The organism is Streptomyces graminofaciens (assembly GCF_030294945.1).
Classification (GTDB): domain Bacteria; phylum Actinomycetota; class Actinomycetes; order Streptomycetales; family Streptomycetaceae; genus Streptomyces; species Streptomyces graminofaciens.
Map to the genome: position 1 here is coordinate 8,433,633 of NZ_AP018448.1, position 24,793 is coordinate 8,458,425.

At 71.4% G+C, this 24,793-nt stretch carries 17 protein-coding genes and 1 tRNA gene; 8 read left to right on the forward strand and 10 right to left on the reverse strand.

Annotation, left to right across the window (positions count from 1 at the left end; translation table 11 throughout):
- Window positions 1-235: 235 nt before the first annotated feature.
- Both SGFS_RS37110 and SGFS_RS37115 read right to left on the reverse strand, forming a co-directional pair.
- Window positions 236-2,155 carry a TerD family protein gene (locus tag SGFS_RS37110; protein ID WP_286256545.1) on the reverse strand — a complete coding sequence of 640 codons (1,920 nt, stop codon included), beginning with the start codon at window positions 2,153-2,155 and terminating at the stop codon, window positions 236-238.
- Window positions 2,156-2,448: 293 nt separating this feature from the next.
- A tRNA-Arg gene (locus SGFS_RS37115) sits at window positions 2,449-2,521 on the reverse strand.
- Window positions 2,522-2,831: 310 nt separating this feature from the next.
- Here SGFS_RS37115 and SGFS_RS37120 point away from each other — a divergent pair.
- The 7 genes from SGFS_RS37120 (at window position 2,832) to SGFS_RS37150 (ending at window position 11,918) form a co-directional block, all read left to right on the forward strand.
- Window positions 2,832-4,442, forward strand: a complete 1,611-nt coding sequence (locus SGFS_RS37120; RefSeq protein ID WP_286256547.1) for a dynamin family protein — start codon at window positions 2,832-2,834, stop codon at window positions 4,440-4,442.
- Window positions 4,439-6,490: a GTP-binding protein gene (locus SGFS_RS37125; RefSeq protein WP_434028116.1), complete on the forward strand. Its 2,052-nt coding sequence runs from the start codon at window positions 4,439-4,441 to the stop codon at window positions 6,488-6,490. The genes SGFS_RS37120 and SGFS_RS37125 overlap by 4 nt, the downstream gene beginning before the upstream one ends.
- Before the next feature lie 252 nt (window positions 6,491-6,742).
- Window positions 6,743-7,234 (forward strand): single-stranded DNA-binding protein, encoded by a 492-nt coding sequence (locus SGFS_RS37130; protein ID WP_286256549.1) that lies wholly within the window; start codon window positions 6,743-6,745, stop codon window positions 7,232-7,234.
- 287 nt (window positions 7,235-7,521) lie between these two features.
- Window positions 7,522-8,940 (forward strand): TQXA domain-containing protein, encoded by a 1,419-nt coding sequence (locus SGFS_RS37135; RefSeq protein ID WP_286256551.1) that lies wholly within the window; start codon window positions 7,522-7,524, stop codon window positions 8,938-8,940.
- A gap of 204 nt (window positions 8,941-9,144) precedes the next feature.
- On the forward strand, window positions 9,145-10,809 hold the full coding sequence (gene ettA, locus SGFS_RS37140; RefSeq protein ID WP_286256552.1) for an energy-dependent translational throttle protein EttA: 1,665 nt from the start codon (window positions 9,145-9,147) through the stop codon (window positions 10,807-10,809).
- Between the two features lie 6 nt (window positions 10,810-10,815).
- The gene (locus tag SGFS_RS37145; RefSeq protein WP_286256553.1) at window positions 10,816-11,226 is read left to right on the forward strand and encodes an acyl-CoA thioesterase; all 411 of its coding nucleotides are present in this window, start codon (window positions 10,816-10,818) and stop codon (window positions 11,224-11,226) included.
- The gene (locus SGFS_RS37150; RefSeq protein ID WP_286256554.1) at window positions 11,223-11,918 is read left to right on the forward strand and encodes a hypothetical protein; all 696 of its coding nucleotides are present in this window, start codon (window positions 11,223-11,225) and stop codon (window positions 11,916-11,918) included. Before SGFS_RS37145 ends, SGFS_RS37150 begins: the two co-directional genes overlap by 4 nt.
- 16 nt (window positions 11,919-11,934) lie before the next feature.
- On the opposite strand, the gene SGFS_RS37155 is transcribed toward SGFS_RS37150, so the two are convergent.
- A complete protein-coding gene (locus SGFS_RS37155; protein ID WP_286256556.1) occupies window positions 11,935-12,348 on the reverse strand; it encodes a globin in 414 nt (137 codons plus the stop codon).
- 109 nt (window positions 12,349-12,457) lie between these two features.
- Here SGFS_RS37155 and SGFS_RS37160 point away from each other — a divergent pair, with 109 nt between their 5' ends.
- The gene (locus SGFS_RS37160; protein ID WP_286256557.1) at window positions 12,458-13,438 is read left to right on the forward strand and encodes a methyltransferase domain-containing protein; all 981 of its coding nucleotides are present in this window, start codon (window positions 12,458-12,460) and stop codon (window positions 13,436-13,438) included.
- A gap of 24 nt (window positions 13,439-13,462) precedes the next feature.
- Here the strand turns inward: SGFS_RS37160 and SGFS_RS37165 are convergent, their stop codons facing one another.
- The 7 genes from SGFS_RS37165 to SGFS_RS37195 form a co-directional block, all read right to left on the reverse strand.
- On the reverse strand, window positions 13,463-15,022 hold the full coding sequence (locus SGFS_RS37165; RefSeq protein WP_286256558.1) for an FHA domain-containing protein: 1,560 nt from the start codon (window positions 15,020-15,022) through the stop codon (window positions 13,463-13,465).
- 142 nt (window positions 15,023-15,164) lie between these two features.
- Window positions 15,165-16,511, reverse strand: coding sequence for a vWA domain-containing protein (locus SGFS_RS37170; RefSeq protein WP_286256559.1), 1,347 nt, complete (start codon window positions 16,509-16,511; stop codon window positions 15,165-15,167).
- Between the two features lie 127 nt (window positions 16,512-16,638).
- Entirely contained in the window at window positions 16,639-17,958 is a 1,320-nt protein-coding gene (locus SGFS_RS37175) for a PP2C family serine/threonine-protein phosphatase (protein WP_286256560.1), read from the reverse strand.
- 3 nt (window positions 17,959-17,961) lie between these two features.
- Window positions 17,962-20,628, reverse strand: a complete 2,667-nt coding sequence (locus SGFS_RS37180; RefSeq protein WP_286256561.1) for a serine/threonine-protein kinase — start codon at window positions 20,626-20,628, stop codon at window positions 17,962-17,964.
- Entirely contained in the window at window positions 20,625-21,953 is a 1,329-nt protein-coding gene (locus tag SGFS_RS37185; RefSeq protein ID WP_286256562.1) for a hypothetical protein, read from the reverse strand. Before SGFS_RS37185 ends, SGFS_RS37180 begins: the two co-directional genes overlap by 4 nt.
- 63 nt (window positions 21,954-22,016) lie before the next feature.
- Complete coding sequence (locus tag SGFS_RS37190; RefSeq protein ID WP_350284045.1) at window positions 22,017-23,057, reverse strand: glutamate ABC transporter substrate-binding protein; 1,041 nt, start codon at window positions 23,055-23,057, stop codon at window positions 22,017-22,019.
- Between the two features lie 20 nt (window positions 23,058-23,077).
- Window positions 23,078-24,586 carry a hypothetical protein gene (locus tag SGFS_RS37195; protein WP_286256564.1) on the reverse strand — a complete coding sequence of 503 codons (1,509 nt, stop codon included), beginning with the start codon at window positions 24,584-24,586 and terminating at the stop codon, window positions 23,078-23,080.
- Window positions 24,587-24,793 lie beyond the last annotated feature (207 nt).

The window sequence follows — 24,793 nt, forward strand, 5'->3', positions numbered from 1 at the left end:
GGCAGGGCTGGCGACGGTCACGCAAGAGCGGAAGCGGGGGCTCCAGCGTCTTTGGGAGTTGCGAACGCCCGGTCAGTCGTCGGCAGGCATGCTCCAGCAGCGCATCGACTGCCCCCAGCAACTGCCCGCTGGGCCGTCCCCAAGCCTGCGGATTCCTACGCCTGATTTCTCACCCACACCGCGTCGCCGTTCCTGATCCAGGGGACGGACAGACCTCCGCCTCCAACCCCCTCGTTCAGTCGGCGATGTCGACCCCGTATCCCCGTGCGAGGGCATCGAGGCCGTGGTCGTAGCCCTGCCCGACGGCGCGCAGGCGCCACGCCGGGCCCCTGCGGTAGATCTCCGCGAGGAGCATGGTGCGTTCGGTTGTCGCGGCGTCCAGGGTGGCCCGGGTGAGGGGTGATCCGCTGTTGCCGGGAGCCGCACTGATCTGGATCGCGCCGACCGTCCCGAAGGTGGCCGGGCCGTCGATGGCCGCGGCGACGACGACCTTGCGGGTAGCGGGCGGCAGGGACGCGAGATCGAGGGCGATGGTCTGTTCGGCGGGACCGCCGGTGAGGAGCCGCACGGTGCCGGCGGGGCTTTCAGGGGCGCCGTAGAAGATGAAGTCCTCGTCGAAGGTCACCTGCTCGTCATCGTCGAGGATGAAGGCGACGACGTCGATCTCACAGTCTGCCTGCGGAGCCCAACTGGCGGTGACGTACCACTCGGGCGAGGGTCTGACGTAGGGGATGGGCAGGTCGATGACGCCGCCCCTCGGCATCACGTGCGGCTCCTTCGGCCGGACAGCCGCCGCCGCAGCAGGGTCGGTGGCAGTCGGAGAAATGAGCCAGTCCGCGTCGTGCAGGGGGAGCTCAAGGGCGGTGATACGGCTCATGCGGTGGTCGTTCTCACCGCCGGCGAGAAGGATGACGTCGGTGACACTGGCGGACAGGTTGACCGCTGCGGATCCGCCCAGCTCGACGACGCGCGTACGAGCCGCGGCGGCATCGGCATGAGTACCGCCAAGCACCAGCACCCGGCGGCTCACCAGCGGCTTGGCCAAGGTGCCTGTCGAGTCGCCCGGTGGGTGCGGAGCGGGGACGGTTGCGCCGCGGGAGGGTGGCGGCAGGACAGGCACTTCCGGGACAGGCGCTGGGGTGGATTCGGGTTCGGGGGCCCGAGCTGTTGCCATTGTCGGCTCGCTCACCGGCTCTTTCACCGGTGCGATCGCGGCGGAAGTGGTCGTCGCCTCATGTACTGTCCCGGCCCGCACGTCGGCCAGCAGCCGCAGAAAGGTGTGCTCGTCGATGACCGGCACGCCCTCGGCGGCTGCGCGCCGGGCCTTCGCGGACCGGGACGCCGACTCGTTGGTGACGAGCACGCTGGTGTGCCGGCTCACGGAGGTCATCATGTTCAGCCCGGCGGCAACGGCCCGCCCGACCAGCTCCGCCCGCGCGTGTGCGGTCTCACCGGTAATCGCGATCTTCATCCCCTGCAACAGAGGCCCGCCGGGAGCCATGCGCCCCGGATTGCGGTAGGCGCACGGGGTCTTGGGCGGCTTCGGCGTGAACTGCGATTCCGCCCGCGGTGGGCAACTCACCAGAGGCAAGGGCAGATCGAGCCGCGCCGCCTCGCGCAGCGAAGCCCGCAGGATCCCGGCAAGCACCCGGGTGTCGTCCAGCGCATCGTGCGCGCGCTGCTGCGGTACGCCGTAGTGGGCGGCGAGCGTGCCCAGTTTCATGTCGTCCGTCGGCGGATCCACCTGACGATTTAAAGCCAAGGTGCAGAGCCGCTGGGACACCGGCAGCCACATCCGGGCACGGGCGAACTCGTAGGCCAGGAAGTCGTAGTCGAACTGAGCGTTGTGAGCGACCAGGACCCGGTCCTGGAGCATCGCTCCGATCCGCCCGGCAACCTGGTCGAAGGTTGGCGCACCCTGCAGTCGCTCGACGGTCAGTCCGTGCACCTCCACCGGTCCCGGATCGCATCCCGGGTCGAGCAGGGTGGAGAACTCCCCGGTCTGCTCGCCGTCCGGTCCGATTGTCACCACCGCGACGGACAGCACCCTGTCCCGCCTGGCCACGAGCCCGGAAGTCTCCACGTCGACCAGCGCCCAGTCGCGGGCGTAGTCGCCCATGGCGGGCAGGTCTAAGGAGGCGGAGGCGAGACTCATGGCGCCAAGGATGATCCGATATGCGGCCCTCCTTCAACCTGTATGCCGAATTGCCCTGCTCTGGAATGACGTACTGCCCTGCCGACCGCAGAGAGACCGCACCAAAACTTCGGGAAGTTTTCGGGAAGAACACCCGCCAAAAGCCGTGCGGAACCGCTCTCAACCGGACTGCCGCACTCTCCGTCAGGGAGTCGGTCCGATCTCGCGCCGCTGTGATGTCGTGTCCACCAAAATGCCGCTGACCAGCAAAAACGCCCTCCCAGGGGGAGGGTGGAAGCGATGTGTGTGCAGAGCGCCCCCGGCAGGACTCGAACCTGCGGCCAAGCGCTTAGAAGGCGCCTGCTCTATCCACTGAGCTACGGGGGCCGGGTGTGGTGGCCTGTGTCGTGGTGCCCGGGTGTGGGCTGATCCGTGACGTTGCCGGGGACAAGGATAGGGCTCCCGAGTCCATGTCCCTGTTGCTTCGCCTCCGTGGCTCAATGTGGAGGTTCGGTGAAGCGGTCCTGATAATCGCAGGCAGGTACGAATCGTGCACCTCTTTTGCCGTCTCGCGCCCCGGGTGTTGTGCACTCGTTATGCCTGCGCCCCAGTCGTCCCCTCCGTCCCGTGTGTCCTCTCGGCGCGCAGGCGTACTTATATGCTTCAGAAAGTCCACAAAATTGGGCATTCTTCGCATGTGGTGACCTTGGACGTACGGCCTCAGCTGCTCGACGCACTCTCCGCCCTGCGCGACCGTGTCGCCGCCGCGCGCTTCCCACTGCCCCTGGCAGGGGCTCCACGCGCGCGTGCCAACCGCGACGAACTGCTCGCACAGCTCGACGACTACTTGGTGCCCCGGTTGCGGGAACCCGAAGCGCCGTTGCTCGCCGTCGTCGGCGGTTCCACCGGCGCCGGCAAGTCGACCCTCGTCAACTCTCTGGTGGGCACGAGGGTGAGCGAGGCCGGCGTGCTGCGGCCGACCACTCGTACGCCGGTGCTGGTGTGCCATCCCGAGGACCATCACTGGTTCAGCGGGATGCGTGTGCTACCCAACCTCACGCGCGTGTGGATGCCTCAGCGGGAGCCGGGGAAAGAGTCGTTCCCGTCGGGCGGGGTGGGTGGCGAGCGCGTACTGCGCATCGAGATCGCCGAGTCGCTGCCGCGCGGGCTCGCTCTCCTCGACGCCCCGGACATCGACTCCCTGGTCGCCGAGAACCGCGTGGTCGCCGCCGAGCTCATCTGCGCGGCCGACATCTGGGTGATGGTCACCACGGCCGCCCGCTACGCGGACGCCGTGCCCTGGCATCTGCTGCGTACCGCCAAGGAGCAACGGGTGACCCTGATCACCGTGCTCGACCGGGTGCCCCACCAGATGGTGTCCGAGGTGTCACGGCAGTACGGGGCGCTGCTCGCCAAGGCCGGACTCGGGGACGTGCCCCGGTTCACCGTGCCCGAGCTGCCCGAGTCGGCCTGGGGCGGCGGGCTGCTGCCGGCCTCCGCGGTCGCGCCGCTGCGGACCTGGCTCGTCCACCAGGTGACCGATCCGGGGGCCCGGTACCAGGCCGTGGCCCGTACCGCCCAAGGGGTGCTCGACTCGCTCAAGGCCCGGATGCCCGAGCTGGCCGGCGCGGTGGCCCAGCAGCACTCCGCCGCCCTGCGGCTCACCGCCGCCGTCGACACGGCGTATGACAGCGAGCACGCGCGCGTGAAGGGGCGTCTGCAGGCCGGGGCCGTACTCGCCGGGGACGCCCTCAAACGGTGGCGCAGCTACCCCCTCGACTGCACCGCCCGTGAGCTCCTCGACGCCCTCGTGGAGAGCCTCGGCACGCTGCTGTTGTGCGCCGTCACCGCCGCCGACGAGCGGATCGACGAGGCCTGGCGGCGCGAACCGGCCGCCGCCGGACTCGGGCTGACGGGCCGTGACCCGACCGCGAACAGCGCCGAGCACCGGATCGGCATGGCCGTACGGCGCTGGCGGCGGGTCCTGGAGGAGTACGCCGAGGAGGAGGTGCGAGACCTCGAGAAGGGCGCCGCACCGGACGCCGAGGTGGTGGCCGCGCTGGTCGCCACCGCCCTGCTCGGCGGGCGACGGGCCCGCTCCGCCGGTGAGAGGCTCGCCGAGCGTATCGGTGCCCATGGCGCGCTGCGGCTGCGCGACCGGGGCGGACGGCTGCTCACCGAGTACCTCGACAAGGCCCTCAGCACCGAACGCGAGCGCCGTCTCGCCCCCCTCGACGCACTGGACGTACGCCCGGAGCCGCAGGCCGAGCTCATCGCCGCGCTGTCCGTACTGCAGAAGGAGAGGTGACCGCGGTGACTGCCCTCACCAACCACGCGGATCACGCCGACGACACCGATCACACCGAGCACGCCGACGACACCGAGCACACCGATCACGCCAGTCACGCCAGTCACGCTGGTCACGGGGGAGGGGGCGACACCCAGGGGGACGATTGCGAGAACGGCTCCCCTGAAGACGGCCCTTCTGAGAACGGCCTCCCCGGAGAGGGCACATTCGACGGCGTACGAGCGGACGGGGACGACTCCGGAAGCGGCGACAGCGACGATGCCGAGGCTGCCGACGAGTCCGAGAACGGCGCCCACGCGCGCGTGGCCGACGACGGCGTCTCCGCGGGCGAGGAATCCGGCGGCGACGCCTGGCACGACGGGCTGATCGCCCGGCGTGTGTCCGAGGTGGACGATGCCGCCGCCGGGCAGGCCGTGGTCGTGGAGAGCCGGGCTTCCCAAACGCAGCCCGCCGTTCCCCTCGCGTACGACATGGCCCTGCGGTCGCGGCTCGAAGCGTTGCGGGAGCTCGTGGGGCTTTCCCGTACCCGGCTCGACAGCGGGACGCTCGCCGAGGCGGGGCGAGTGCTGGACGAGGCGGCGGCCCGGCGCAAGCTGTCGGGGCAGCACACCGTCGTCGCCATCGCGGGTGCCACCGGCAGCGGCAAGTCCACGCTCTTCAACGCCCTCGCCGGGGTCGCGATCTCGGAGACCGGGATGCGCAGGCCCACCACCGCGGCGCCCATCGTGTGCAGTTGGAGCGACGGCGCGTCGAGCCTCATCGACCGGCTCGGCGTTCCCGGGCGGCTGCGACGGCGGCCGTTGCAGAGCCCGGAGGCGGAGTCGCGGATGCGCGGGCTCGTCCTGGTGGACCTGCCCGACCACGACTCGGCGGCGGTGCAGCACCGGGAGCAGGTGGACCGGGTCCTCGCGCTCGTGGACGCGGTCGTCTGGGTCGTCGACCCGGAGAAGTACGCCGACGCCGTCCTCCACGAGCGCTATCTGCGGCCCATGGCGGGCCACGCGGAGGTCATGTTCGTCGTCCTCAACCAGGTGGACCGGCTGCCCGGGGAGGCCGCCCACCAGGTCCTCGACGACCTGCGGCGACTGCTCGACGAGGACGGCATCCCGCTCCGGGAGTACGGCGAACCGGGCGCCACCGTGCTCGCGCTGTCCGCGCTCACGGGGGACGGGGTGGGCGAACTGCGCGAGATGCTCGGGCAGTTCGTGGCCGAACGAGGCGCCCCGGCCCGCCGCGTCTCGGCCGACCTGGACGCGGCCGCGGCGCGGCTGTGGCCCGTGTACGCGACCCGGCGACGGACCGGGCTCAGCGAGCGGGCCCGCGACGAGTTCGCCGCCCGGCTCGCGGACGCCGTCGGCGCCACCGCGGCCGGCGAGGCCGCCGAACGCGCGTGGCTGCGCAATGCCAACCGCGCGTGCGGCACGCCCTGGCTACGGCTGTGGCGGTGGTACCAGGACCGGACCGAACCCCCGACCGGGCGGCTCGCGGTGCCGGCGCCCGTGGACGAGGAGGCCACCGCGCGTCAGCGCGTCGAACACGCCGTACGCACGCTGTCGGAGCGGGCCGTGGCGGGGCTGCCCGCGCCCTGGGCCCTGGCGGTGCGCGAGGCCGCCGTGCGCGGGGCCCAGGGGCTGCCGGAGGCGCTGGACGAGCTGGCGGTGCGGGCCGGTACGCCGGCCGGACGGCCGCCGCGGCCCGGCTGGTGGCCGGTCGCGGTGCTCGCGCAGGCGTCCATGACGATCCTCCAAGTCGTCGGCGGACTGTGGCTGTTGGGGCAGATCATCGGTGTCATGGCACCGAACCTCGGGGTGCCGGTGCTGCTGATGGCGATCGGCATCGTCGGCGGCCCGACCGTCGAGTGGAGCTGCAGAATGGCGGCACGGGGGCCGGCGCGGCGCTACGGCCTCGAAGCGGAACGGCGGCTGCGGGGAGCGGCGGCCTCGTGCGGCCGGGCCCGCGTGCTGGACCCGGTGGCGGCGGAGCTGCTGCGCTACCGGGAGGTCCGGGAGCAGTACGGGCGGGTGCTGGGGGCGGCGCCGGTGGGATGAGAGGCCCTCGCCGGATGAGGAGTTCACCCGGTCGGGTGACGGAGTTGTCCACAACTGGCGAGTAGCACACAGCGCTCAGCGGGCTCGGCCCGACGGCGGCAGTCTGAACCCGCGGCGATCGCACCGCAACGGAACACACCACATGGCGTGGCCGACGCGATCACCGCGAGCAGACGCAGCCGTACGGGACGGGCCCGTACGCGTATCCGGCCGGTGCCGACTGCGGCGCCGGCCCGAAGGAGGGGTTCGCGCATGAACGAGACGATGGTGTGCGTGGTGGGGAACGTGGCGACGCAGCCGGTCTGCCGGGAGTCGTCGACGGGCTCGTCGGCCCGGTTCCGGCTGGCGGTGACCTCGCGGTACTGGGACCGGGAGAAGAACGAGTGGGCGGACGGCCACACCAACTTCTTCACGGTGTGGGCGAGGCGCACGCTCGCCGCCAACGTCGGCTCGTCCGTGTCACTGGGCGATCCGGTGGTGGTGCACGGCCGGTTGAAGGTGCGCACCGAGCAGCGGGACGGACAGAGCTGGGCCTCGGCGGACGTCGACGCGGTGGCGATCGGCCACGATCTGTCGCGAGGTACGTCGGCGTTCCGGCGGACGCCCAGGGGTGAGGGCACGCTGACGGCATCTCAGACGCAGTCCCAGTCCGAGCCGAACTGGGAGACGTCCCCGACGTCCCCGACGTCACCGGAGCGCGAGGAGGCGGCTCAACTGCGGCGACAGACAGCCGGAGTGACGTGACATCAGCTCTGATGACCGCCATCAGCGACTGAACTACGGTTTATCGACACATGCGTTGCGAGAGTTCCGGTACGGACCCATGTCGGCCCCATCGATTTGTCGATAAGTGTTGTCCGCCGGCTGTGCGCGCGATAACGATTCCGAGTCGGATCGGTTGTCCGACCATACGACTGGGAAGAGGGGTGCGCCGCTTCCCTAGGATGCCGGGCATAGCTCACGGGGCTTCTGATTCTGCTGGTGGGACCACAACCCCCCACGTCAACGGGTCCTGCTCGAAGGGAATTTCTGTGGTTTCTTCGTTCTCGGCGTCGTTCTTCAGGTGGTCTTCGTGCAGGCGAGGGGCGGTCCGCGTTGCTGCTGTGACGGTTGCCTCCGGGCTCGTCGTCGCGGGCTCGATCGCCACCGCGACGACGGCCGCCGCCGATGACACGGCGCAGAGACCGGGCGGGGCGACGGCCACGATAGGCGGCCTGACGACGTACGGCGGGGCCGTGATCCACGACGGGGACGGGGAACAGCAGCTCCCCGCAGGCCTGTTCGAGATGTTCGTCGACGGCGGTGGCACCCTCCAGACCTACTGCGTCGACGTCCTGAACCCCACGCAGAAGGAAGCCAAGTACCAGGAGACCCCCTGGAGCGGCACCTCGCTGGACGGCAACAAGGACGCGGGCAGGATTCGCTGGATCCTGCAGAACTCCTACCCGCAGGTGAACGACCTCGCCGCGCTCGCCGCGAAGGCTGGGGCGAAGAGCCTCACCGAGCAGGACGCGGCGGCGGGCACGCAGGTGGCGATCTGGCGCTACTCGGACGGCGTCGATGTGACGGCGGTGGACCCGGAGGCGGAGAAGCTCGCCGACTATCTGCAGAAGAGCGCGCGGAATGTGGCGGAGCCGGCGGCCTCGCTGACCCTCGCCCCGTCGGCGGTCTCCGGCCGGCCCGGGGAGCGGCTCGGCCCGGTCACGGTGCACACCGACGCGGACGGGGTGACCCTGACTCCGCCCTCGGAGGCGACGGAGGCCGGTGTGAAGGTCGTCGACGCGGACGGCAAGCCCGTGACCTCGGCCACTGATGGCGGCGAGCTGTACTTCCAGGTGCCCGAGGACATGGCGGACGGCTCGGCCGAGCTGACCGTGCAGGCCTCCACCACCGTGCCGGTCGGCCGTGCCTTCACCTCCGAGACCCACAGCCAGACCCAGATCCTCGCGGGGTCCAGCGAGTCCACGGTCTCGGCGACGGCGACCGCGAGCTGGGCGGAGGAGGGTGCGATACCGGCACTGTCCGCCGAGAAGAACTGCGCCGATGGGGGCCTGGACATCACGGCCGCCAACAAGGGGGACGAGACCTTCACCTTCGCGTTGATGGGGATCGAGTACGCCATCGACGCGGGCGAGACCCACACGGTGACGATCCCGCTCCAGGAGGATCAGGCGTACGACTTCACGATCAAGGGGTCGAGCGGCTTCGCGCGGCAGTTCAAGGGCGTCCTGGACTGCCGGACGGAGACCGAGGCGAGTGCGGGCGGCGAGTCCGTGCAGACGCTCAGCGAGCCGAGCCCGGCGACCGTGGGCGGCAACGCCACCTCCGTGTCCACCGATCTCGCCGAGACCGGCAGCTCCGGCGCGACCCCGGTGATCGGGGGCATCGCCATCGCCCTGGTCGTGGTCGGCGGCGCGGTGATGGTCCTCCTGCGCAAGCGGAACCAGTGATGACCGAACCTTGGTAATTCAACAGCGAGTGACCGCGTAGTGACCCTCGCGTGACGTGGCCCCGGTACGCCTCCCCAGGCGCCGGGGCCACGTTCGTCCCGGCCTGAACGGGGCCTCACCTTCCGGTTTCCGTCGAGGGCTGGCCGTGCGGCAAGATGGGTGGTACTGCCCACTGCCAGATCTCAAGCTGCCGGACGGTTTCTCTTGGCTGAGTACATCTACACCATGCGCAAGACGCGCAAGGCGCACGGCGACAAGGTGATCCTTGACGACGTCACGCTGAGCTTCCTGCCCGGCGCGAAGATCGGTGTGGTCGGCCCTAACGGTGCCGGTAAGTCCACCGTTCTCAAGATCATGGCGGGCCTTGAGCAGCCTTCCAACGGTGACGCGTTCCTGTCTCCCGGCTACTCCGTCGGCATGCTGTTGCAGGAGCCGCCGCTGGACGAGTCCAAGACGGTCCTGCAGAACGTTCAGGACGGCGCCGCCGAGATCATGGGCAAGCTCCACCGCTTCAACGAGGTCGCGGAGCTCATGGCGACCGACTACTCGGACGCGCTCATGGACGAGATGGGCAAGCTCCAGGAGGACCTGGACCACGCCAACGCGTGGGACCTGGACACCCAGCTGGAGCAGGCCATGGACGCCCTGGGCTGCCCGCCCGGCGACTGGCCGGTCACCAACCTCTCCGGTGGTGAGCGCCGTCGCGTCGCGCTCTGCAAGCTGCTCCTCGAAGCTCCCGACCTGCTGCTGCTCGACGAGCCCACCAACCACCTGGACGCCGAGTCCGTGCAGTGGCTGGAGCAGCACCTCGCGAAGTACCCCGGCACCGTCGTCGCCGTCACCCACGACCGGTACTTCCTCGACAACGTCGCGGGCTGGATCCTGGAGCTCGACCGCGGCCGTGCCATCGGCTACGAGGGCAACTACTCCACGTACCTGGAGACCAAGCAGACCCGTCTCAAGGTCGAGGGCCAGAAGGACGCCAAGCGCGCCAAGCGGCTCAAGGAGGAGCTGGACTGGGTCCGGTCCAACGCCAAGGGACGGCAGGCCAAGTCCAAGGCACGTCTGGCCCGCTACGAGGAGATGGCCGCCGAGGCCGACAAGATGCGGAAGCTGGACTTCGAGGAGATCCAGATCCCGCCGGGCCCGCGCCTGGGCTCCATCGTGGTCGAGGTCAACAACCTCTCCAAGGCCTTCGGCGACAAGGTCCTCATCGACGACCTCAGCTTCACGCTGCCGCGTAACGGCATCGTCGGTGTCATCGGCCCGAACGGCGCCGGCAAGACCACGCTCTTCAAGATGATCCAGGGTCTGGAGACGCCCGACTCCGGCACCATCAAGGTCGGCGAGACCGTCAAGATCTCGTACGTCGACCAGAGCCGCGAGAACATCGACCCGAAGAAGTCGCTGTGGGCCGTCGTCAGCGACGAGCTGGACTACATCAATGTGGGACAGGTGGAGATGCCCTCGCGGGCGTACGTCTCCGCCTTCGGGTTCAAGGGCCCGGACCAGCAGAAGCCGGCCGGCGTCCTCTCCGGTGGTGAGCGCAACCGCCTCAACCTGGCGCTGACCCTCAAGCAGGGCGGCAACCTGCTGCTCCTCGACGAGCCGACGAACGACCTCGACGTCGAGACCCTGTCCTCGTTGGAGAACGCGCTGCTCGAGTTCCCGGGCGCGGCCGTGGTCGTCTCCCACGACCGCTGGTTCCTCGACCGGGTGGCGACGCACATCCTCGCCTACGAGGGTGACTCCAAGTGGTTCTGGTTCGAGGGCAACTTCGAGTCGTACGAGAAGAACAAGATCGAGCGGCTCGGTGCGGACGCGACCCGTCCGCACCGCGCCACCTACAAGAAGCTGACCCGGGGCTGATCGATCTTGCGGCACATCTACCGCTGCCCGCTGCGCTGGGCGGACATGGACGCGTACGGCCACGTCAACAACGTGGTCTTCCTCCGGTACCTGGAGGAAGCCCGTATCGACTTCCTGTTCCGCCCGGAGAAGGACTTCAAGCAGGGGTCCGTGGTGGCACGCCATGAGATCGACTACAAGCGGCAGCTGGTCCACCGCCACCAGCCGGTGGACATCGAGCTGTGGGTCACCCAGATAAGGGCGGCGTCGTTCACGATCGCCTACGAGGTCAAGGACCCGGACCAGGTCTACGTCCGGGCCTCGACGGTGATAGTGCCGTTCGACTTCGCGACCCAGCGGCCCCGCCGGATCACCTCCGAGGAACGCCAGTTCCTGGAGGAGTACAGGGATGACGAGGCGGAGGCCGTCGCCGCATGACGGTGCTCCACCTCGCCGACGAGGGGGAGGCGGCGGACTTCGCGGCCTTCCTCTCCCGGCTGCTCCACTACGACCGTGGAGCAGCGGTCCGCCTCCAGGCGGCCGGCACCGCACTCGCCGTCTTCGGCCGACCACCGTCCTTCGAGGTCCTGGCGATCCGCGCGGTCCGGCTCGCCAAGCCGTACGAACACGGGCTCGACGTCACGCTCGACGTGACCGTGTCGGCCGGTGAGATCCTGGAGTCCATCGACGAGTCGGCGGCCACGGTCGTCGTGCCTTCCGCCGTCACCGGGCCGCCGTGGGCCGGGGTACTGCCCCCGCGTGGCGGCTGGCGGCCCCAGGCCGGGCTGCCCGCGCCCGACGGGCTGCGGGCGATGGTCGCGGCGGCGGTGACCGAATTCCGGTCCCGTACGGAGGAGCTGGCGCCCGAGCGGCGTACGCGGGCCGAACTCGACCGGATCGGACGGGAGATCTGGTCCCGGACGGTCGGGGACACGCATCTGCCGGTACGGGCCGTGCACGCGGCCCAGTCGCTCGGCTTCCTCCGCCCCGCGACGCGGACGGTCGGCGCGCCCGACGAGACGCCGCTCGCACTGGTCGCGTCGGGAGCATGGCTCAGACTGCGCACGCCGTACGGGTCGATCGCCGTGCGCAGGGCGGGACTCGGGGCGTTGGACGTCAGCGTCCGCTGAGGTCCGCCGGGCCCGGTCAGCCCGGGGCGTTCACCATCGACGCCGCGGCGTAGGTCATGTAGTTCCACAGCGTGCGCTCGTGCTCCTCGGAGAGGGCGAGCTCGTCCACGGCGTCCCGCATGTGCTTCAGCCAGGCGTCGTGCGCCGCGCGGTCGACGACGAACGGGGCGTGCCGCATCCGGAGGCGGGGGTGGCCGCGGTTCTCGCTGTACGTGGTGGGGCCGCCCCAGTACTGGATGAGGAAGAGCGTCAGACGGTCCTCGGCGGGGCCCAGGTCCTCCTCGGGGTACATGGGCCGCAGGATCGGGTCCTCGGCGACACCCTCGTAGAAGCGGCGCACGAGACGCCGGAAGGTCTCCTCGCCACCGACCTGCTCGTAGAAGGTCTGCTCCTGAAGCGTGCCCCGCCGAATCTCATTCACGTACCCCATGGTCTCAGACGCGGTGACCGAGGACTCAAGGCCTAGGACCAGAGCTCTCCCGGAACACCGATGCGCTCCGGCACTCGCCTCGGCGGGCGACTCGCAGCACAGTGGAGGTATGGGCACGCACGCTGTGGACCACGGCTTGGAGCGCGTCGCCGCCGAGGCCCGGGCGGCGCTGGTGCGCGAGATCGAGGCGAGCGGGGCCTGGGAGGCCGACCCGGTGTGGCGGGAGGCGTTCGAGGCGGTGCCGCGTCACCTCTTCGTGCCGTACTACTACGTCGGCGCCCTGGGCGGCTTCGAGCGGCTCTGGGGCGAGGAGCGCGACCCCCGGCGGCGCGAGCGCTGGCTGCGGGGCGCTTACGCCGATACCCCGCTGGCCACCCGCGTACGCGACGGGGAGCTGATCTCCTCCAGCAGCCAGCCCTCGCTGATGGCGAAGATGCTGGTCGAGCTGGAGGTGACGGACGGCGACCGGGTGCTGGAGATCGGCGCGGGGACGGGGTACAACGCGGCTCTGCTCGCGCACCGCCTGGGCGACGAACTCGTCACCACCGTCGACCTGGACATCGACATCACGGAGTCGGCGCGGCAGCATCTGGCCGCCGCCGGGTACCACCCGAGCGTCGTCACCGGGGACGGGGCGCGCGGGGTGCCCGAGCGCGCCCCGTACGACCGGATCATCGCGACCTGCACGCTGCACTCGATCCCGCGCCCCTGGCTCGCCCAGTGCACCCCCGGCGCGCGCATCCTGGCGCCGATGGCCACGGGGCTGATCCGGCTGCGGGTGCGGGACGGCGGGCACGCCGAGGGGCGGTTCCTGCACACACCGGCGTACTTCGTACCGCTGCGCGGCGGCAGCGAGCCCGAAGCGGCCCATCCGCACCTGGGCGGGCTGCCGCGCCGGGCCAGGGACCATGAACTCTTCCGGTTCCTGATCTCCCTGACCGCGGGCAGCCTCGACCCCCGCGAGGCGCTCGCGCTCTGGGAGCGCGAGCGCATGCCGTCGCGCGAGCGGTACGGGATCACGGTCAGCGGCGAAACTGCCTGGGCATGGCTGGACGACCCGGAGGGGCCGTATTCCTGGCCCCTCCCGTGACCCCGGCCGTGTGGGGCTGCTCGCTCAGCCCCGCCGGATCGTGATCGTCGTCCACGCCCCCACGTGCACCCGGTCCCCATCGCGGAGCGGGACCGGCACGAAGGGCTGGATCGGTTCCTCGGCGCCGTTGACCGTGGTCCCGTTGGTGGAGTTCTGGTCGACGACCGCCCAGCTGCCGTCCGGCTGCTGCACCAGCACCGCGTGCTGGTGCGAGACACCCGGGTCCTCCGGCGGCACCGACAGATCGATGTCGGGGGTGTCGCCGGTGGAGTGCCGGCGGCGGCCGATGGTGATCTGGTTGCCGGTGAGGGGGCGCTGCTGCTCGGGGGAGTACGCGGGCAGGTTCAGCCCCGCGGCCTCGGGACCCGAGCGCTGCATCATCGCCATGAAGTAGTCGCGGTCCGGGCCGATCGTCATGGTCCATGTCGTCGGCGCCTGCGGATACGCCTGGTTGGGCGGGGCCTGGGTGACACCGGGCTGCGGGTAGCCGTAACCACCGGAGCGCGGTCCCGGACCACCGGGTCCGCCATGCCCGCCGGGTCCACCATGCCCACCGGGTCCACCGGGACCGTTCGACGGCGGAGAGATCACCCAGTCGTCGTCCCCGCCCCCGAAGGACGGACCACCCGACTGCGGGCCCGCGCCGGGACCACCAGGGCCGCCGCGCCCACCCGGGCCACCCGGCCCAGGCGACGTCGGCTGCGGCTGAGGCCGCCCCGGAGCCTGCGGGAACGCGGGCGGAGCCGCCGCCCCCGCCTGCTGGAACGCCTGCGGAGCGCCACCACCGGGCCCCTGAGCGCCGGGGCCACCAGGTCCACCGGGAGCGCTGAGACCCGGACCACCAGGCCCACCCGGCATCCCGGGCGTGGGCCCGGGCGGAGGCGGAACCGGTCGGGACGGATCGGCGCCGAAGCCCGAGGGCCCCGGCCCCGACGGAGGCGGACCCCCGGCCCCGGGCCGCGGCGGCTCGCCGAACAGCGAAGGACCACCGGGGCCAGGACCCTGTCCGGCTCCCGGGCCCGACGGAATCGGTTCCGCGGGCCGGTTCATCTGCGACGGACGCGAGCTCTGGTAGTCGTACCCGTCACCGCCCCCGAAGGACGGCGGAGGCGGCTGCTGGTACCGGGGCGCCGGGTTCCCGCCCGGACCCGCGCCGGGACCAGGACCGACACCCGGGCCGGGGCCGGGCCCCGGCCCGGGCGCGCCGCCGGGACCACCCGAGGGCGCCGAAGGCCGGGGCGCGGCCGGTGTGTACGTCGTCGCCGTGTTCGTCAGGAAGTTCCACCGGCACTCCTCGCAGAACGGCGTACTGCCCTCGCGGGGCGTACGGCACTGCGGGCACAGCTCGGGCTCGGCTGCGAAATGAGGTCGCCCACCGGGGCCACCGAAGCCAGGGCCACCGGGCCCACCGGGTCCGCCCGCGCCCGGAGGCGGGGGAGGCGAGCCGGGCGGCGGATAGCCGTAACCGGCACCCGGAGGCGGCGGCGGTGGAGGCGGCGGGGGTACGGCACCGGCCATACGGTGACCGCAGACCTCGCACCAGTCGTCGGAACCCGACTGGTGTCCGTTCGGGCAGGTCGGCATGTCGGCGCTTCCCCCTCTCCTTTCCGGCCTCTCGGCCGGGTCCTGTGGCCCACCGTCGGGCCGTGGCGGCCACTTCGGGCCGGTGTAGCCGTTTTCGGGCCGGTGTGGCCGTTTCTGTCAGGATCCCCAGCTGGGGGAGCCGTTACTTCTTTACACGAACAGTCTTTGTGGACCGCGTCTCGAGAGTCATCTCGTCCGCCTCCGTGACCTTCGCTTTCAGTCGCACAGTACCTGCCGCCGCGTCGACCACGTCCACCACCTTCGCAAGCAGTTTCGCAGTATCCGCGTTCCCCGAGGCGCTGGCGAGCTGAACGGCCCGCCCCAGCTTGGCCGTTGCGCCGTCGATATCGCCCACTTTGCGAGCGTCGAGACCTTGTTGGATGGCTTGTGCCAGTTCCGCCTGACCTGTGTAGTGCGCGACCTGGGGGTTGATCGATGTGGACGCGGCCATGTCATCGGTCCACACGGCCTTCACGAGGCCCTGCGCGCCGAGGTTCTGCGTGGTGCCGTCGGGCTGGGGTATGACGAGCGAGACCCGGGCGGCCAGCATCTCCTGGCCGAGGTTCGCGGCCGGGACCTCGACGCACACGTGGTAGTCACGAGACTCGTCTCCCCACGAACCGGTCGGATAGTCCCCGGCACGCGGTCCGGCCTCGGTGCGGCGGCCGGTCAACTCCGCGACCGTGGGCGCGACTTGCTTCACGAACTTGATCTCGGTGCCGACCGGGGTCCACAGCCGCAGCGCGACGTCCGCGACCTCCTTGCCCATGGCGGTCTCCATCATCTGCGTGAAGTCGGCGGACAGGGCCGCCGGGTCGGCGACGATGTCGGCGGTGCCGAGCAGCGCGGAGGCGATGCCGGTGACCTCCTTGACCTCCCAGTCCGTGCCCACTCCACGCGCGTCACAGGTGAACCGTCCGGCACACGCGTCCAGCGCGGCCCGCAGGTCCTCCGGCGCCTCGTGTTCGTTGCGGCCGTCGGTGAGCAGGATGCCGTGCCGGATGGCGACGTCGTCCGAGGACAGCAGCCGGTCGGCGAGCCGCAGCCAGGTGCCGATGGCCGTGCCGCCGCCGGCGCTCAGCTTGCGCAGCGCCTGCTTGGCCTGGTCACGGGTCGTGGCGTCGGCCACCGCCAGCCGCCCGTTGCCCGGATAGACCTCCTTGGCCACATGCGTGCCGCCGATCACCGCGAAGTGCACGCCGTCGCGCAGTGAGTCGATCGCGGCGGCCGTGGCGTCCCGCGCGCCGCGCATCTTGGTCGGCGGGTAGTCCATCGAGCCCGAGCAGTCGACCATGATCGCGACGGCGGCGGACGGCCCCTGGCCGGGCGAGTAGAGGTGCGGCGCGGCGAGCGCGCTGCCGATGGTGCCACCGCCGGTCGCCGTGACCGTCACGATGGCGTTGACCTCGCGGCCGCCCTCCGGCAGGTACTCGTTCTGGTACACGTCCACCGAGAACTGCGGCACGTTCGACTTCGAGAAATTGGCCATGCCTACTCTGATCCCCCTAGCGGCCCCACAACCCGTGGGGTGACGACTGTGCGTGCCCGTACCCGGACCGTTCCCCTCCGGTCCGTCGGCCGTTCCCGTCCGGCCACGGGGGTGCCCGCGAGCACCCTCAGGCCGATCCTGCCCCCTGGGGCGGGGCCGGGAACGGCAGGACGGCCACTGTTACGTTGTCGTGGCCACCACCGTCGAGGGCGCGGCCCACCAGAACCTGGGCGCAGTGCAACGGACGCTCGGCCGCGTCGAGCGGCACGACCTCGGCCATCTCCTGAGCCGCCTCCGCGTAGTTCCACAGTCCGTCGGTGCATACCACCACTACACCCGGCCGGTCCGGTTTGAAGGAAGCGGTGTGCGGCTCCAGTTCGTACGCGTCCGCGCCGAGCCAGCCGGTGATCGCGTGGGCGCGCTCGTCGGCGTACGCCTCGGCCTCGTTCATCAGTCCCGCGGCCACCATCTGCGCGGCCCACGAGTCGTCCTCCGTCAGCCGGGCCGGGGGCGCGCTGCGGTCGAGCGGCACCCAGTAGGCGCGGCTGTCGCCGACCCACCCGACGATCAGCAGGGCCGGGGTGACGACGGAGCCGACGATGGTGCACGCCGGCGCGTTCTGGTGCGGGGCGTGCTGCGCGGCCGTCTCCGGTTCGTCCGCCAGGGCGTTGACGGCGTTCGAGGCGGCGATGATCGCGTCGTGCATGGCCTGCTGCGGGTGGGTGCCGCGCGGCAGTGACTCAAGGAGCGTCTCGTTGGCGGCGCGGGCCGCGGCGAGCGAGGCGTCGTCGGGGCGGGTCGCGGACGACACGCCGTCGCAGACGATCGCGACGACCGCGGGCTGGCCGTCCGGCAGCGCGGTCGAGGACACGGCGAACGCGTCCTCGTTGCGGTGGTGGCGCAGCCCGCGGTCGCTGACGGCCGCGACCGCGCCCAACTCCTGCTCCATGTGGTCGCGTTCCCGTGGCTGGGCGTGCCCGCAGTTCTCGCAGTAGCCGTCGTGGTCCACATGCCCCGCGCGGCACGCCACGCACAGCTTCGTGCCCGCGGGGGGCGTGGCCAGGTCGGTGGTGCGCGGGTCCGGCGGCAGGGGCGCGGCCAGCGGGTACTCGTCGGGCTCACTGGGCCGGTCGAACCGTACGCCCCGGCCGGGGCCGGGCAGTTCGCCGCCACCGGAGTCGGTGCCCTGGATGTCGGTGGGCACATGCGCCGGCGCGTGCGGCTGGGCGCTGCCCGACTCTCTGGCGCCGGGCCAGTCCACGGCGGCGGCCTCCGGCGGGGTGTCACCCGCCGCGCCGTTCATGGTGAGGGTCGGGTGGTCGGGCCGCGGCGCGGGCGCGAGCGACAGGTCATGGCCGCACGCACCGCAGAAGCGGTCGTCCGAGGCGAGGGGCCACTCGCAGATCGGGCACTTCGTCAGCGCGGTCGGCTGGGGCATCTGCGACATGAACTACACCCACGTCCGGGGGCGGTAACGGTTGGCACGTTCCACCAGGTCGATCCTCTCCTCGCCGCCCTGCGCCAGCCGGGCCAGCGTGCGGTACGAGCGCTCCAGTCCGAAGCGCAGGCCGCGCTCGTCCAGGGCGCTGCCGAGCAGCAAGGGTCCGCCGCCCGCCGGGGGCGCGGCGCCCTGGCTACCGGAGATTACCCAGTCCAGGGCGGAGCCGAGGACCTCTGTGGACAACTGCTCGCGGCGCACGGCGTCCAGACCGTACCCGTCGAGCGCCTCGACCTGGCCCGCGGCGGCGGTCAGGTCGTCCAGGAACGGTGTGTCGGGCGCGGCGGCGGCCGCTGGTGGTACGGCCGTACGGTGTCTGAGCCGCGCCCGTACGGCGGCGACGCGGGCCGCGGTGTAGTGGATGGACGCCTCCGGCACGGACTCCAGGGTCTCCACGGCGCTGCGCCGGTCCTCGGCGGTCAGCCGCACCCGGGCGAGGCCGAACGCGGCGCTGACGAAGCTGGGGTCGGTCGTCCACACCAGGCGGTAGTACTCGGCGGCGTTGTCCAGCTGACCGAGCACCTCGGCGCACAGGCCGAGCGCCAGCTTGGGGGCCGGCTCGCCCGGGAAGGCGTCGTAGATCGCGTCGAAGGACAGGGCGGCGTTCTCGTGGTCGCCGGTGGCGAGCGCGGCCACGCCGCGGTACCAGACGACCCGCCAGTCGTCGGGGTGGTCCCGCTCCAGGGCGTCCAGCGTGCCGAGCGCGATCGGGAACTCGGCCATCTCCAGCCGGGCCCGCAGCTCCCGCAGCCGCAGCTCCAGCGAGCCGGAGGGGGCCGCGTGCAGCGCGGTGATCAGCTCGCCGGGCGCGGAGGCGATGAGCCCCGCCAGGAACCCGGCGTTCGGGTCACCCGGCTCCACGCGGGGGACGGGCAGCGCGAGGGCCGCGGCGGCGGTGTCCAGGGACTTGGTGAGCCGGGCCGGGGAGGCGGCGGCCGCCCCGCCGGTCAGCAGGGCGGGCGTACCGGAAGGTGAAAATCCGTTCCCGGCCGGCGAAGACGCGTTCCCGGAAGGTGAAGCTCCGTTCCCGGCAGCCGGCGCGGAGGCCGAACCGGAAGGCGAACCACCGTTCTTGCCACCGTTCCTGCCACCACCCTTCGCGGCCGGCTTGTCGCGGCGCGCCCCCAGCCGGGACACCTCCCCGTCGAGCTCCGCGAACAACTCCGTGTCCGTGACCTTCACCTCGGGCCCGAACAGCGTGGACAGCGCGGGCCGCGCCCGCCCCGTCTGGAGCGACACGACCTCCCGCAGCACACCCGTCAGCTGCTCCGCCATCTCCTGCGCGGACGCGAACCGACGCGCCGGATCGGGGTCGGTCGCCCGCACCAGCAGCCGGTAGAACGACTCGTACTGCCGGAAGACCTCGATGTTGTCGGGGTCGGGCAGGGAGTCCACGAAGACGTTCGTGTAGCCCTGGAAGTCGAAGGTCAGCACCGCGAGCGTACGCGCGACCGTGTACAGGTCGGACGCCACCGACGGGCCGACGTCGGCGACCTCCGGCGCCTGGTACCCGACCGTGCCGTAGATGGCCGACTCCTCGTCGTCCATCCTGCGCACCGCGCCCATGTCGATCAGCTTGAGCTGGTCCTCGGTCTGTATCGCGTTGTCGACCTTGAAGTCGCAGTACAGCAGATTGCGGCTGTGCAGATGCCCGAGCGCCTCGAGTGCCTCGATGCCGTACGCGCACGCCTGCTCGACCGGCAGCGGATCGCGCCGCCCGTCCGCCGTACGACGGCCGTTGGCGATCTCCTTCAGGGACTTGCCGCCGACGTACTCCATGACGATGTACCCGTCCAGCGAGCCGGTGCGCTGGTCGAGGTGCTCGACGAAGTTGTAGATGCGGACGATGTTGGAGTGCTCGATCTCGGCGAGGAAGCGGCGCTCGGAGATCGCGGCGGCCATCGCGTCCTGGTCGCCGGTGTCGAGGAGGCCCTTCAGCACGACCCAGCGGTCCGACACCGCCCGGTCGATGGCCAGATAGATCCAGCCCAGACCGCCGTGCGCGAGACAGCCCACGACCTCGTACTGGCCGCGCACGATGTCGCCCGCGTGCAGCTTCGGCACGAACGAGTACGGGTGGCCGCACTTGGTGCAGAAGCCCTCCGTGCGCCCCGGCCGCTCGCCGCGCGCCCGGCCCACCGGGGCCCCGCAGTCGGAGCGCGAGCAGAACCGCTTCCGCTCGGGCACCTCGGCGGTCTCCAGGACCATCGAACGCGGGTCCGGGCGCGGTACGTCCGGGACCTGGACGAGCCCGACACCGAGCCGGGCGCGCCCGGACGTGCCGGCAGTCTTGCCGGAGCTGCGCACCGACACCGAACGGCCCGTCGTCGTGCCCGACAGGGCGCGCGAGAGCCGCCCCGAGACCGAGCGCCGGGACTGCGAGGAGCGCCCGGACGACCGCGCGGAGCGCGAGCTGCTGCTCGAGCCGGAGCCGCGTGAGCCTCTGTTGCCGGTGATACCGGTGGGCGGGGAGGTGACCATGCCGTCCGGCGAGACGACCGGCGCCAGACCGCAGGTGTCGCAGTACAGCTCGCCGCCGCCCATGTCCTCGTACGAGCCCTCACAACCGGGCCGCTGGCACGACCCCTGCGGGCCCTGCCCCTCTTCCTCTGGACTCATGATTCCCCCTCCCGCCGGTCCTGGGGCCCGCCCTGGCCGGGCACCGACTGGCCCATCAACTCGGCCGCGGCCTGCTGATAGCGCAGCACCGCCTGTTCGGCGACGCGTAGATCGCACGGCGCGCTCCACAGCATGCGGCGCGCCCTCTCGTACCGCTCGACCAGCAGCGAGTCCTCCGCGAGGCCGTGCCGGGCGACCTTCGCCTTGTACGCGTCGAGCCGGCCGCGCAGCTCGGCGCGGACCGCCAGCGGCGCGGTGACCGCCGTCAACGACTCACGCGCCCGCAGCAGTTCGTCGTCCGCCTTCTGCTCCAGGGACTCCAGGAGCGGCGACAGCCGGTGCCACTGCGCGTGTCTTCTGTACTCGGCAGCCATCGACAACTGCTCCTGCAACACCGTCGGCGGACCGCTCACCACCGGCACCTCGGTCGCCGCGATCTTCGCGAGGACCTCACCGCGGGCACTGCGCGCCTCGGCGAGCGTACGGTCCGCGCGGCTGAGCACGTCCCGCAGCCTGACCAGCCGCGCCTCGGCGTCCTGCCGGACCGTCAGCACGGCCTCGATCTCCCGCCGTACGTCGTCCAGCGCGCGTGCCTCACGGTCGTACGACGAGGTGTCGGGACGGCCGCCGCCCGGGGCCGAACTGCCCGGCGCGGGCGCCCAGAAGGCCAGCGGGTCGGAGACCACCTGCTCGCGCAGCCTGGTCAGGGTGCGCGTGATCCGCTCCAGGTCGTCGCCCGCCGGGTGCTCCCCGGGGCGTACGCCCACGGAGTGCGCCAGCTGGCGGGTGCGCTGGAGCTCGGCGGCCAGTAGATCGATGCGGGCGGGCAGCGCGGACCACACCGCGTCGGCGGCCACGACCATGTCCAGCGAGGACGCGTACAGGTCGTTCATCCGGTCCACCAGCGTGATCAGCGAGAACTGTTCGCTGAGCCGGCTCGCGCCCTGCAGCGACGGCGCGTTCGCCATGGCCGTGGCGGAGCCCGCGACGGTGACCGCCTCGCCGCGCAGCAGCTCGGTCAGCTCCACCAGGTCCTCACGGCTGGACCAGCGGCGCCGCGAACGGACCTCGCGGGCGGAGCGCAGCGCGTCCGAGTACGCGTCGAAGTACGCCCACAGCAGCGTGATCGACGCATCGGTGGACGTCCAGCGCTCCTTGGTGACGCCGGTCAGCTCGGCGCCTTCGAGGAGTCTGCGGCCCGCGTGGTCCTGCAGGGCGAGGAGCGAGGTCTCGATGGCCTCGTGCTCCGCGCCGAGCCGCGCCAGCGCACGGTCCACCTCGTCCCGGTCCATCACCGGCCCGGTGGATCCCGCGACGCCGCCCATCGATCACCCCTCGCTGCTGTCGGTGTCCGTCATTGGAGTTCGGTTTCCTGCCTTCGGTCCCTGTCAGTCCTTGTACCGCGGGGTCGGCGGCCGGGATTGCCCCGAGTCGTCGCCGAGGGTCGGGGACAGCCACTTGTTGTACGAGGCCTGCCAGCCGTCCTTGAGATAGTCCTCCAGGACCTGGTTGACCCGGCGTACCAGGTCGTCCGACTTCAGCTTCATCGCCACGCCGTAGTACTCGGTGGTGAACGGCTCGCCCGTCAGCTTGACCGTGGGGTCCTGCGCCGCCTGGCTCGCGGCGAGCGCGCCGTCGGTGACCACGGCGTCGACCTCACCGAGCTGGAGCCGCACCAGACAGTCGAGTTGGTTGGGGACGTTGACGGACTTGATGTCGGCGGACGCGACGAGCTTGCCGTCCGTCTTGTCGGCCTTCAGGGTGTCCAGGGCGGTGGAGCCGGTCGCCGAGCAGATCTTCTTGTCGGCCAGCGTCTTGTCGTAGCCCTTGATGGACGACGACTTGGGGGTGAGCAGCTGCTGGCCGGTCTTGAAGTACGGCTGGGAGAAGGCGACCTGGCCGAGGCGCTTGCAGCCGATCGTCATCGTGCGGACCACCATGTCGACCTGCCCCGACTGGATCGCCGGGATGCGCTGGTTCGTGGGAATCGCCCGGAACCGCACCTTCGCCGGGTCGCCCAGTATCTCCTTGGCGATGCGGTGCGCCAGGTCGATGTCGAAACCTTCCAGCTCGGCGCCGTCCTGCGTGCTGTTCGGGTCGCGGTAGCCCCAGCGGTAGCTGTTCTGGTCGACGCCGATCCGGAGGTAGCCGCGCTCCTTGATCTTCGTGATCGTGTCGCCGGACTCGGACCCGGAGGGCCGCAGGCTCTGGTCCTGGGGATCCTCGCAGTCCTCCTCGGCCCGCACCTGGACGCCGCGGCCGGCCCCCTGGCCGCCGGTGGACACACCGTCGTCACGGGTCCCGCTCACCGGCAGCACCAGGGCGAAGACGGCGGCAAGGGCGCAGAGAACCGCCATGGCACCCACGCCGCCCCAGCCCCTGAGGCCTGACTTCAGGCGTCGTACCGCATTCATCGCTCCCCCTCTCACCGCGTCCCTTCCCGCCGCTGTCACCGGTACTCCGAAAGCCTGCGTCCGATGCCGAGCAGCGCGCCCGCCGCGCCCAGCACGGCCAGTACGGCGGTGCCCACCGGGAGCCCGCCCATCGCGTCCAGGCCGTCCCTGGCCGCCAGTTCGAACTCGGCCTCCTCGTGCTCGCGCGCGTCGTCCAGGTTGGTGTCGACGCCGTCGAAACACTCGCCGGTCGGCTTGTCGCCCTGCGGGCAGTCGGCCGTGGCCTTGCCGCCGATCACCTGGTTGAGGGCGCACTGGTAGTTGCCCTCGTCGTCGGCCTTGCGGGCGCTCTTGTGCCGCTCCAGCCACACTTCCATGTTGGCGGCGGCGGCCTTCACGGGCTTCTCGCCGGCCTGGTCGTCGGAGATCTTCTCGGCGGCGGCCAGCTTCTTCTTGAGCGTGCCCATGTCGCCCCTGAAGCTGTTGTCGAACTCGTCGACGTCCTTCTTCACGCCGTCGACCTCGACCTCGATGGTCTGCGCGCCCCGGCTGATCAGCGTCAGGTTCTCGTTGCCGCGGGCCTTGAGGGAGGCGATACGCGCGTCGTTCAGCACGTTCAGGGAGCGGACGCCGTGGTCGTAGGAGTCGTTGAGCCCCGAGCGGGCGACGGTGTGGCCGACGACCAGCCACAGCAGGACGATCGTGGAGGCGGCCGTCGCCGCGACCAGGCCGTGGTTCAACACCCGGTTCGTCCGCCGGTAGTTGCGGCGCTGGGCCCAGCCGAGGGCGGCGAGGGCCAGGACGCCGAGGCCGATCGCGGCCCAGGGGTAGGGGGTCGCGTCGGCGTAGTCGTCGCGCAGGTGCTTGTTCTCGTTGTTGTAGATGCGCTCCGCCTTGGGGAGCATCTGCTTCTGCATCTTCTGGTTGGCGTACCGCAGGTAGGCGCCGCCCAGGGGGTAGCCCTGCCGGTTGTTGGCGCGGGCCCGCTCGACGAGGCCCTTGTACTCCGGCAGCAGTTCGTTCAGCTGGGCGACCAGCTCCGCGGAGTCGGAGCCCGGCTCGGAGGCCGTGGCGGCGTCGGCCAGGCCCTCCGCGGCCTTCTTGATGTCGCGCTCGTATCTGTCGCGCGACTCCTTCGTCTCCTGGCCGCCGGCGAGGAAGCCGCTGGAGGCCGCGGTGTTGGCGTCGGCGAGGGAGCGGTAGATGCCCGCGGCGGCCGAGCTGAGGGGCTGGCTGCTGTTCAGCACGTCGTCGGCGGCGGCCGAGCGGTCGTTCATCTGCCAGGCGGTGACCGAGCCGAACGCGACGACGAGGAAGGCGAGGACGGCGCCGATGATGCGCAGCCGGCCCGGTTCCGTCGTCGCGGCGGCCCGCAGTTGGTCGAGGCCCTCGGCGAAGGCGGTGCGGCGGGGGGCGGGGGCCGGGCCGTTCGGGGTGGGCCGGCCGGTCGCGCGGGTCGCCTGCGGCGGTACGGCCGCGCCCGGTACCGGCACCGGTCCTGGTCCCGGACCCTGGCCTGCGGCCGGTGTCGGTGGTGCCGGATTGCCCTTCGGTGTGTATGTCACCTGACCTCCCCCATGGTCATCCGTCCGTCACTTCCGCCCGCTGTGCGGACAGAGGTGCACGGCCGCAAGTATCGCCGTCGGGACTGACATCCGCACAGGGCTTGTCTCGATCTTGTTCCCCGATCGTGTCCGTAACCCGGCGCACTCGTCGTTTCCCGGCGCAACGCGAAGAGCTCCGCACCACCCCCGCCCATGAATACGCGCCCT

Excerpts from the sequence above, each read along its gene's own strand:
- SGFS_RS37110 (WP_286256545.1), bottom strand. The coding sequence starts at position 2,155 with ATGAGTCTCGCCTCCGCCTCCTTAGACCTGCCCGCCATGGGCGACTAC.
- SGFS_RS37130 (WP_286256549.1), top strand. The coding sequence starts at position 6,743 with ATGAACGAGACGATGGTGTGCGTGGTGGGGAACGTGGCGACGCAGCCG.
- SGFS_RS37150 (WP_286256554.1), top strand. The coding sequence starts at position 11,223 with ATGACGGTGCTCCACCTCGCCGACGAGGGGGAGGCGGCGGACTTCGCG.
- SGFS_RS37155 (WP_286256556.1), bottom strand. The coding sequence starts at position 12,348 with ATGGGGTACGTGAATGAGATTCGGCGGGGCACGCTTCAGGAGCAGACC.
- SGFS_RS37160 (WP_286256557.1), top strand. The coding sequence starts at position 12,458 with ATGGGCACGCACGCTGTGGACCACGGCTTGGAGCGCGTCGCCGCCGAG.
- SGFS_RS37165 (WP_286256558.1), bottom strand. The coding sequence starts at position 15,022 with ATGCCGACCTGCCCGAACGGACACCAGTCGGGTTCCGACGACTGGTGC.
- SGFS_RS37170 (WP_286256559.1), bottom strand. The coding sequence starts at position 16,511 with ATGGCCAATTTCTCGAAGTCGAACGTGCCGCAGTTCTCGGTGGACGTG.
- SGFS_RS37175 (WP_286256560.1), bottom strand. The coding sequence starts at position 17,958 with ATGTCGCAGATGCCCCAGCCGACCGCGCTGACGAAGTGCCCGATCTGC.
- SGFS_RS37180 (WP_286256561.1), bottom strand. The coding sequence starts at position 20,628 with ATGAGTCCAGAGGAAGAGGGGCAGGGCCCGCAGGGGTCGTGCCAGCGG.
- SGFS_RS37185 (WP_286256562.1), bottom strand. The coding sequence starts at position 21,953 with ATGGGCGGCGTCGCGGGATCCACCGGGCCGGTGATGGACCGGGACGAG.